Genomic DNA, 9,422 nt, shown 5'->3' on the forward strand with positions numbered 1-9,422 from the left:
GTTGCGGAGGTCGGTGAGGCTGGCGGTGAGGATCTGGGTTTCCTGCGGCTTGAGGGGGCGGCAGAGGAGGCGCTCGGCGATGGAGGTGAACTTGGTGGTGTCGTCGCCGGGGATGTTATTGAGGGTGTGCTGGGCGAGGTTGCGGGCGGCTTCGATGAACTGGGGATCGTTCATCGTCACGAGGGCCTGCAGCGGGGTGTTGGTGCGGTCGCGGCGGACGCAGCTGACTTCACGCGGTGGGGCGTTGAAGACTTCCATGTTGGGGGAGGGGGCGGTGCGCTTCCAGAAGTTGTAGATGGTGCGGCGGTAGAGGTTTTCGCCGTTGTCCTGCTTGTACTTTTCGGTGCCCATGCCGACGACTTCCCAGACGTTTTCAGGCTGGTAGGGCATGGTGCCGGGGCCGCCCATTTTGGGCGAGAGCGTGCTGCTGACGGCGAGGGCGTAGTCGCGGATCATTTCGGCATCCATGCGGAAGCGTGGGCCGCGCGAGAGCAGGGCGTTGTCGCGATCTTTTTCGATCTTCTCGGGCGTGAGGATGGCGGCCTGACGGTAGGCGGCGGAGGTGACGAGGAGCTTGAAGAGGCGCTTCACATCCCAGCCGCTGTCGCGGAATTCGACGGCGAGCCAGTCGAGCAGTTCGGGGTGGGAAGGCGGGCTGCCCATGATGCCGAAGTCCTCGCTGGTGGTCACCAGACCGGCCCCGAAAAGCTCCTGCCAGAAGCGGTTGACCGTGACGCGGGCGGTGAGGGTGTTCTCCTTGCTGACGAGCCACTTGCCGAGGCCGAGGCGGTTTTGCGGTGCGCCCGCAGGCAGCTTGCCGAGAGACACGGGCACGGCGGCTTCCACGGCATCGCCGACTTTGTCATACTCGCCGCGCATGAGGACGTTTGCCATGGGCTTGCTGTCCGTGCGCTCTTCCTGGATGTGCGTGAGCGGGCTGCGGGTCTTGATGGCTGTCTGTTCGGTGGTCAGCTTGGTGCTGCTGGCGAGGGCTGTCTGGTAGGCGGGGGCACGGGTGATGAGGTAGTGCTCAAACAGTGCCTCCTGCTGTTTTGGCCCCTGCTTTTTCGCGGCGAGCATCGTGCGCAGCGGTCCGACTTTGGAAAGCGACATTACTTCTGCAGCGGTGAGCTGGCGGTCGTAGATGCGTACATCTTGGACGCCACCGTCGCTGAAGAATGAACCGTTGCTGCGCTGGCCGATGCGCGTGGGCGTGGTGGTCTTGATGCTGCCTTTGAGCGCATTGGTTTCGGGGCGTGTGGGCGCTTCGACGCCATCGACAAAGAGGCGCACGCCGCCGGCCTTGCCTTTGCCATCATAGGTGACGAAAACATGCTGCCAGACATTGGCGCGCAGCGCGGGCTTCGCCGTGCTGACTTTGATCGCGTCATCCGGCCATTTGCTGACGATGTGCACGGCGAGTTTGTTGTCGGCCTGAAACAGGTCCCAGCCGCGATGGCCGTTTTTTTCATCCATGCGGCTGAGGATGCTGCCGGAGATGCCGGTCACACTGCCTGCACGCACCCAGGCACCGTAGCTGAAGGCCTGATCTTTTTCGTAGTCGCCGACGTCGCCGATATCAAAGGTGCTGCCGGGTTTCATCACGGGTGCGGGGCCCAGTTTGCCATCGGGCTTCCATGTGACTTCGCCCGTGGCCTTGAAGGTCTTGTTGTTGCCGGACACTTCATTGCCCTTGCCTTCGTTGAGCGGCACGTAGGCCACGATGCCCTTGGTCGGTATGTCATTGTCGAGGTCTGCGGGCTTGGCGCTGGTGAGCCAGAGATCAAACAGCGGCTTGGCGGCCTTGCGCGCATCGTTCTGCTTCGCGGTCGCGGTGGCGATCTCGGCGGGCAGGGCGTTCCAGCGTGGGCGGTCTTTGTCGGTGGGCAGCACGAGGATGGGTCCGAGGCCGTCCTTCACATTGCCGTCCTTGGGCTTCTGCGTGGTGTTGCGGAAGAAGGCGGCGAGGGAGTAATAGTCGCGCTGCGTGATGGGATCAAATTTGTGATCGTGGCACTGCGAGCAGTTGGTGGTGAGGCCCATGTAGACCCAGCCGAGCGTCTGGACGCGGTCGCTGGCGTAGTTCGCGAGGTTTTCGTCGTCGATGGTGCCGCCTTCGTTGGTGGTGATGTTGCAGCGCTGGAAACCGGTGGCGATGAGCTGGTCGTCAGTGGGCTTGGGCAGCAGGTCTCCGGCGATCTGCTCCACGGTGAACTGATCGAAGGGCTCGTTGCGGTTGAAGGACTTCACCACCCAGTCGCGGTAGGGCCAGATCTCGCGCTCTTTGTCAAAGTGCAGGCCATGGGTGTCGGCGTAGCGTGCGGCATCCAGCCAGTAGCGTGCGCGGTGCTCGCCATAGGCGGGGGATTTGAGGAGTTCATCGACGAGCTCCGAATAGGCAGCGTCGGTGATCGGAGCGTTGTCCTTTGGCGCGTGGCGGGCGACGAGTTCTGGGGAGGGCGGCAGGCCGGTGAGGTCGAGCGCGACGCGGCGGATGAGAGCGTGCGAGTCGGCCTGCGCGTTGGGCTTGAGGCCGGTGGCTTCGAGTTTGGCGAGGATGAAGCGATCCACGGGGGTCTTGGCCCAGGTGGTGTCTTTGACTTGCGGCTCTGCGGTACGCTGCGGCTGGATGAGGGACCAATGGGGCTGCCATGGCGCGCCTTGGGCGATCCATTCTTTGACCAGGGCGATCTGCTCTGGCTTCAGCGTCTTGTGCGAATCCGGAGGTGGCATGAGCTCATCGGCGTCCTTGGTGATGAGGCGCTGGAAGAGGTTGCTGACCTCGGGCTTGCTCTTGATGACGGTGGGCTGCTCGCCGTCCTTGGCGGTGAAGAATCCTGCTTCGGTATCGAGTCGGAGGCCGGCCTTGCGCGTGCCTGGATCGGGGCCGTGGCAATGGAAGCAGGCCTCGGCGAGGATGGGGCGGATGTCCTGATTGAAGCCAATGGGCTGCGCCGCCACCGCTGAGGAGGCAAGAAGCGTGAAAAGCAAGGTGGTGTCGATGCGCATGTGTGATATGAAAATGTTGGGGACCGGTATGAATATGATTACGAGGGGCGGGGGCCTCATGTTTCAAACGGACTGGGCGGAGATGGGGGCAAATTAGCTGAGAGCAGGAGAAAGAAACCGGAACCGGACCGGCTAAAGCCGGGACTACGATACGAAGAGGCTGGCTCTTGGAAGGAGGGGGCTTGTCACTTGAGGGTTAAAGCTTGAAACGGTGCGATTGGATCGAGGCCCCGTTCTTCGCTAAAGCTACGAAGGGCAAGCCGAGTTCGAGTAGGAGGACGAGGACGAGCAGCCGGACACTCAGACCATGGCCGTGCGCAGGGCGTGGCGCTCGGATTCGGGGAGGCTGCTGGCGGTGATGCCGCGCCAGGCGGCATTGATGTCGATACGGCTCCAGATGGCGGCGAGGCAGTTGCCGAGGCTGATGCGCTCATTCTCTGCCTGGACGTGGGTGATCAGCAGCAGGGCGAGGTCTGGCCGGTGATGCTTCACGATGAGGATGAGTTTTTTCAACTCCACATCATTGAACGAGCCGACGACCTCCTGGTCCCTGACCAGGGCATCGAGCAGGTGCAAATCACGCGTGTGGCCCCGGTGCAGGCTCGCGGCGATGCGGCAGAGTTGCTCGCGGCGCAGGGGCAGGGGACGGAGGGGGCTTTTCATGCTTAAGAATACGCTTTGACCTGCAATGCTGTCTTGCATGCCCGTGCCTTCCTTGTGTAAAATACACGCATCATGGCGGCGATTTCACCACTGGCATTCTTACGACGGGTACGAGGCGCGGAGCTGGCACTGCTGTTTGACCTGCTGCCGGACATTTCGTTTTTCATCAAAGATCGCAAGGGGCGCTTCATGGCGTTGAACCGGCGTGGCTGCGACTACTGCGGGGTGAAGCATGAGAAGGATGCGATCGGCAAGACCGACGAGGACTTCTTTCCACGCAGCCGCGCGGCCGAGTATCAGAAGGATGATGAGATCGTGATGAGCACGGGCAAGGCGATCGTGAACCGACTGGAGAGCGCGCCGGAGGCGGAGGGCTCGCCGCGCCTTGTGATGTCCAGCAAGATCCCGCTGCGCGATGCGGAGGGGAAGGTCATCGGCGTGGCGGGGTTTTCGCGCGAGCTTGATCAGGTGCGCAGCCGGAGCTCGGGGGAGGCGCGCTTTGCCAAGGTGATCGAGCAGATGCACGCGCACCCGGATGCTGCGCTGAGCAGTGCGGCGATGGCGCGGATGTGCGGACTTTCGCAAAGCCAGTTTGACCGGAGCTTTCGCCGCGTCTTTGGCTCTTCGGCAAGGCAGTATCTGCTGCGTGTGCGTGTGGAGGCGGCGTGTCGGCGCTTGGCAGAGACGGAGGAGACGGTGGCGGCGCTGGCGGTGGAGCTGGGTTTCTTTGACCATGCGCATTTTACGCGGTGCTTTCGGCTGATCATGGGGCTGACGCCGGCGCAGTATCGGCAGCAAAGAGTGCCGAAGGGGGAGAAGAGAGGGTAAGAGGTGGAAGAGTGAAAAGGGGGCGGGCTCAGGTTGTACAGCGACGTCGGGAGTGCCCGGTGCCTGCCTAGCTGTGCGGCAAGATGGAGAAGGAGGAGGATTTTGTGGGAAAACTTGACCCATCCTCCGCACTGACCCACTCTCGCGGCCATCATGGATCGTCTCATCTGCCTTCTTGGACTGGTTGTGTTCGTGGTGCTGGCATGGGCGCTGTCGGAAAAACGTCGGTGTTTTCCGTGGCGGACGATGCTGAGCGGACTGGGGCTGCAGATGATCTTTGGCGTGCTGATTCTCCGCACGCAGCTCGGGCACGATTTGTTTGCGCTGCTGGACAAAATGTTCCGCCGCCTGCTGGGTTTCGCGAATGAAGGGGTCGGAATGGTCTTTGGCCCGCTGGGTGGCCCGACCACGCTGCAGGCTGCGTTTGGAACGGGGAACAGCTTCATCCTGGCGCTGACGATTACAGGCAGCATCATTCTCGTCTCCGCGCTGTCATCACTTCTGTATCATTACGGCGTGCTGCAGTGGATCGTCAAAATGGCGGCGTGGGTGATGCGGCGTTTCATGCGCACCAGCGGCAGCGAAACTCTGGCTGCTGCAGCGAACATCTTCATGGGGCAGACGGAGGCTCCGCTGATCATCAAGCCCTACCTCGCACGCATGACGCGTAGTGAACTGCTTAGCCTGATGGTCGGTGGCATGGCGACCATCGCGGGCGGTGTGCTGGCAGCCTACGTGTCCTTTGGCATCTCAGCAGGGCATCTGCTGACTGCTTCGGTGATGAGCGCGCCTGCCGCGCTGGTGATGGCGAAAATTCTGATCCCTGAGACCGAGGAAAGCGAGACCGCGCACGGTGCCAACAAAGTCATCGAACGCGAAACGGCGAATGGCATCGACGCGCTCTGCCAGGGCGCGAGCGATGGGATGAAGCTGGCGATCAACGTGGTGGCCATGCTGATCGCCTTCGTCGCGGTGGTGGCTCTGTTGAATTATATGCCCTCGCTCGGCCTGCGTGCCTTCGGGCAAAACGTGCCGCAGCCTCTGCAACTGGTGCTGGGCTGGCTCAATGCGCCCTGTGCCTGGCTGATGGGGGTGCCGTGGTCCGAGTGTGGGCAGGTGGGGGCGCTGCTGGGAGAGCGGGTGGTGCTGAATGAATTCTTTGCCTACCTGCACCTCAGCCAGCAGGGCGGGACGCTCTCGCCACGCAGCGCGGAGATCGCGACCTACGCGCTCTGCGGCTTTGCCAACTTCGGCAGCATCGCCGTTCAGATCGGCGGCATCGGGGCGCTGGTGCCGCAGCGGCGGGGGGAGCTGGCGCAGCTCGGCATCAAATCCATGGTCGGCGGTGTGCTGGCCTGCTATTGCACCGCTTGTGTCGCGGGATTGCTGCTTTAAAGAGTAGGCCTGCATGTCCGCAACCACCGGCCTCCATGTCTCCGACCTTCGCTTTGCCTATTCGGCCGAGGGGTTCCGTGTGCATGTGCCGCAGCTTGAACTTGCTGCCGGGAAGGCGCTGGCACTGGCGGGGCCCAGCGGGGCAGGGAAGTCCACCCTGCTGCGTCTGCTCACCGGTCTGCTGACGCCCACTGCGGGCAAGGTCAGCCTGGGGGCTGCGCAGATGGATACGATGACGCATGAGGCGCGCCGCGCTTTCCGCCTGCAGCACATTGGCCTCGTGTTTCAGGATTTCGCGTTGCTAGACTACCTCACCGTTTCCGAGAACATCCTGCTGCCGCATCAGTTCCGAGGAACTGCGGACGCGGCGGTTTGTGCGAAGATGCTGGATCTCACGCAGCGGCTGCACATCGACCGCTACTTGGGCAAGCGCGTCTCGCAGCTTTCGCAGGGCGAGCGCCAGCGAGTTGCTGTGGCGCGTGCGCTGGTGCATGAGCCACAGTTCGTTTTTGCTGATGAGCCCACCGCTTCGCTGGACCCTGCACGGGGTCGCATCGTGGTGGACATGCTGCTGGAAGACACGCGCAGACGGGGGGCATGCCTCGTCATGGTGACGCATGACCCGAATCTGCTGCCGCTCTTTGATGAAACTCTGAGAATGGAGGATCTCGCCACGGCATGAGGGCGGCCTTTCATCTCGCGGCGCGTTACGTGCTGCGGCATCGCATCCAGAGCGCGCTGCTGGCCGGGGCGCTGGGGCTCGTCTTTGCGCTGCCGCTGTGTCTGCGGGTGCTGATCGAGCATGCGCAGCAGGAACTCCGCGCCCGTGCCGCTGCTACGCCGCAGATCGTCGGCACGCGTGGCAGCGCGCTGGATCTCATGATGACGGCGCTCTATTTCAAGCGCGAGAACCTGCTGCCGCTGCCTTTTGGTGCGCTGAGCGAACTGCAGCACCACCCTTCCGCCAGTGCCAGCACCACGGCTGCCGCCATACCGCTGCATGTGCGCTATCAGGCGCAGGGCGCACCCATCGTGGGCACGGAGCTGGAATACTTTCCCTTTCGCGGCCTGCGCCTCGCCGCGGGCAAGCAGCTCAGCCGCCTTGGCGATTGCGTCGTCGGGGCCACACTCGCTAGGCAGCGCGGCCTGCAGCCCGGAGGCCACCTTTTCTCCACGCCGGAGCAGGCTTTCGACATGGCGGGTGTGTATCCGCTGAAGATGCGCGTCACCGGCATCCTCACCCCGAACGGCACGCCGGATGATGAGGCGTTGTTTGTCGATCTGAAAACCTGCTGGCTCATCGAGGGGCGCTCCCATGGGCATGACGACCTCAAGACAGATGAATCCGTCGTGCTGACAAAAGAGGAGGGCAACATCGTCGGCAACGCCGCCGTGCGCATGTTCAATGAGGTCACGGATGCGAACATCGCCTCCTTCCATTTTCATGGGGATGTCTCCACCTATCCGATCAGCGCCGTGATTTTGCTGCCCACAGATGCCAAGGCCGAGGCGCTGCTGGCGGGACAGTTTGCCCGCTCCAAGGAGCAGCAGCTCATCCGCCCGCGCGATGAAATGGAAGCGCTGCTGACCCAGCTCGTGCGGCTGGAGGGCTTCGCCGCCAGTGCGCTGCTGCTCACGGCCACCGCCGCGCTGCTCGTCACGGCGCTGGTGTTTGCGCTTTCGTTTCGGCTGCGCCAGCGCGAATTTGCCACCCTCGAAGACGTGGGGGTTTCGCGTGTTTCGCTTATCAGCGTCAAAGTGCTCGAAGTCCTCATCGTCGGGCTTGTCGCGGCGGTGATCGGCGCGGTGCTGCTGTCAGGCTCCTCTTTTGCCGCGCCGTATTTGCTGCGGTGGGCACTTTGATGGCCACAAAAAAACACAAGAGATTTAAAAAAGTGTCTCTTTGTTTCGCACTCTCCTTTTAACTTTTTACTTATCTCTTTTCACTCGCTGCATGTCCTACCCCATCGATGCCCTCATTTACGCCCTGGATGTCAATCCCGATATCAGCACTGAAGGGCGTGTGCTCTTTCTGCGTGCCCAGGCACATCCCGCCCTGGAGCACTTCGAGGGCCGCCTCGTCTGCCAGCAGACCTGGAAGGCCAAGGCGAACCTGCTCCAGGCCGCCGGACATCGCGTGGAGCGCGAGGTGAATGGCCTCTTTGACCTCGTGCTCGTGCTGCCCGATCCGCAGCGGGATCTCATGCTGGCCGATCTCGCCCGTGCGCATGATCACCTCGCCCCCGGTGGTGTCCTCATGGCCGCCGTGCACAACGACGCTGGCAGCAAACGCTGCGAGCAGTACCTGCGCGAAGTTGCGGGGGAGATCACCTCTGTCTCCAAGCACCACAGCCGCGCCTTCTGGGCCACCAAGCATGAAGGCAAGCCGTGGAAGGCCGACCTGCTGGAGCGCTGGCGTCAGGGTGGCGTCATGCGCCGCATCCTCGAAGGGCGCTTCTGGTCTCGGCCTGGCCTTTTCAACTGGGACCGCATTGATGAGGGGTCGGCCCTGCTCGCCAAGCACCTGCCAGACACGATTGAAGGCAACGTCGCCGACTTCGGCTGCGGCTGGGGATTCCTGAGCGACCACCTCCTGCGCAACTGCCACGACATCGCCACGCTCGACATCTACGACGCTGATGCCGAAAGCTTCGAGTGCGCACGGCGCAATCTCGGCATCATCCCCACGAAGGTCAAAGCGCACCCGCACTGGCAGGACATCACCACGGGCTTTGAGCGCACCAAGTTTGACGCCGTCGTGATGAACCCGCCGTTTCACGAAGGCAAGGAGGCCGATCCTCTCATCGGGCTCAAGTTCATCGCTGCCGCCGCCCAGGCCCTGCGCCCGGATGGGCAGCTCTGGCTGGTGGCCAACCGCCAGCTGCCCTATGAGAACCTGCTGACCGAAGCTTTTACGCAGGTGGACAAGATCGTGGAGACCGGTGGCTTCAAGGTCCTGCATGCGCAGAGGCCCATCGTTGAGCCCACGTACGTGAGGCGCGGCAAGCGCCGCCGCTGAGGTGAACGAAAAGAATCTCAGGAAGAATGCAAAACAGAGGAATAAAGCGTTTGCAAAACAAGGCTCCGACTCGATAATCGCGGCCCACTTCGAAGGAGAATGGGCAGGTACCCGAGCGGTCAAAGGGGGCAGACTGTAAATCTGCTGGCTTACGCCTACGCTGGTTCGAATCCAGCCCTGCCCACCACCTTCATTCTGAGTGAGTTAAAGACCAAAGCCCCGCCCCAAAGGCGGGGCTTCTTTTTTGGGTGTACGTAAAATGTAGTCAATTTGGGAGCCCGATCACGCACCCGATCTCAAATCGTCTGACAGCCTTCCGTTTGAGGGACTTTACACGGCAAGGTTATGGTCCTGCAATTCCCCGCCCTTTCGCGTTATAAAAGTTTGAGAGGACGGGTTTATCCCCGTCCATTTTCATCCACCCACATGCCCCGGCGAACCCATTATTCGCCCTGCATTGACCGGGTCATCGTCTGCGCGTTGTATCATGAAGGCCGGCGGCTGCGCC

Annotated in this window: 7 protein-coding genes and 1 tRNA gene; 6 read left to right on the forward strand and 2 right to left on the reverse strand. The window is 62.3% G+C overall.

What is annotated here, in order from left to right; translation table 11 throughout:
- The coding region (locus PSV43_RS00005; RefSeq protein ID WP_300192412.1) for a DUF1553 domain-containing protein at positions 1 to 3,009 on the reverse strand (3,009 nt) is incomplete at its 3' end.
- A 300-nt stretch (positions 3,010 to 3,309) separates the two neighbouring features.
- Positions 3,310 to 3,672: a hypothetical protein gene (locus PSV43_RS00010; protein ID WP_300192414.1), complete on the reverse strand. Its 363-nt coding sequence runs from the start codon at positions 3,670 to 3,672 to the stop codon at positions 3,310 to 3,312.
- Between the two features lie 72 nt (positions 3,673 to 3,744).
- Between PSV43_RS00010 and PSV43_RS00015 the strand changes: the two genes are divergently transcribed.
- The 6 genes from PSV43_RS00015 (at position 3,745) to PSV43_RS00040 (ending at position 9,101) form a co-directional block, all read left to right on the forward strand.
- A complete protein-coding gene (locus PSV43_RS00015; protein WP_300192416.1) occupies positions 3,745 to 4,500 on the forward strand; it encodes an AraC family transcriptional regulator in 756 nt (251 codons plus the stop codon).
- Between the two features lie 153 nt (positions 4,501 to 4,653).
- Complete coding sequence (locus PSV43_RS00020; protein WP_300192418.1) at positions 4,654 to 5,895, forward strand: nucleoside transporter C-terminal domain-containing protein; 1,242 nt, start codon at positions 4,654 to 4,656, stop codon at positions 5,893 to 5,895.
- Between the two features lie 13 nt (positions 5,896 to 5,908).
- Positions 5,909 to 6,577 carry an ATP-binding cassette domain-containing protein gene (locus tag PSV43_RS00025; protein WP_300192420.1) on the forward strand — a complete coding sequence of 223 codons (669 nt, stop codon included), beginning with the start codon at positions 5,909 to 5,911 and terminating at the stop codon, positions 6,575 to 6,577.
- Positions 6,574 to 7,758 carry an ABC transporter permease gene (locus PSV43_RS00030; RefSeq protein WP_300192422.1) on the forward strand — a complete coding sequence of 395 codons (1,185 nt, stop codon included), beginning with the start codon at positions 6,574 to 6,576 and terminating at the stop codon, positions 7,756 to 7,758. The genes PSV43_RS00025 and PSV43_RS00030 overlap by 4 nt, the downstream gene beginning before the upstream one ends.
- Before the next feature lie 91 nt (positions 7,759 to 7,849).
- A complete protein-coding gene (locus PSV43_RS00035) occupies positions 7,850 to 8,914 on the forward strand; it encodes a class I SAM-dependent methyltransferase (protein WP_300192424.1) in 1,065 nt (354 codons plus the stop codon).
- Positions 8,915 to 9,015: 101 nt separating this feature from the next.
- A tRNA-Tyr gene (locus tag PSV43_RS00040) sits at positions 9,016 to 9,101 on the forward strand.
- The last annotated feature ends 321 nt before the right edge of the window (positions 9,102 to 9,422 follow it).

This window comes from Prosthecobacter sp. (assembly GCF_029946185.1).
Classification (GTDB): domain Bacteria; phylum Verrucomicrobiota; class Verrucomicrobiia; order Verrucomicrobiales; family Verrucomicrobiaceae; genus Prosthecobacter.

What these genes read in the sequence shown, in the direction of transcription:
- PSV43_RS00010 (WP_300192414.1), bottom strand. Translation starts at nt 3,672, where the DNA reads ATGAAAAGCCCCCTCCGTCCCCTGCCCCTGCGCCGCGAGCAACTCTGC.
- PSV43_RS00035 (WP_300192424.1), top strand. Translation starts at nt 7,850, where the DNA reads ATGTCCTACCCCATCGATGCCCTCATTTACGCCCTGGATGTCAATCCC.
- PSV43_RS00025 (WP_300192420.1), top strand. Translation starts at nt 5,909, where the DNA reads ATGTCCGCAACCACCGGCCTCCATGTCTCCGACCTTCGCTTTGCCTAT.
- PSV43_RS00020 (WP_300192418.1), top strand. Translation starts at nt 4,654, where the DNA reads ATGGATCGTCTCATCTGCCTTCTTGGACTGGTTGTGTTCGTGGTGCTG.
- PSV43_RS00015 (WP_300192416.1), top strand. Translation starts at nt 3,745, where the DNA reads ATGGCGGCGATTTCACCACTGGCATTCTTACGACGGGTACGAGGCGCG.
- PSV43_RS00030 (WP_300192422.1), top strand. Translation starts at nt 6,574, where the DNA reads ATGAGGGCGGCCTTTCATCTCGCGGCGCGTTACGTGCTGCGGCATCGC.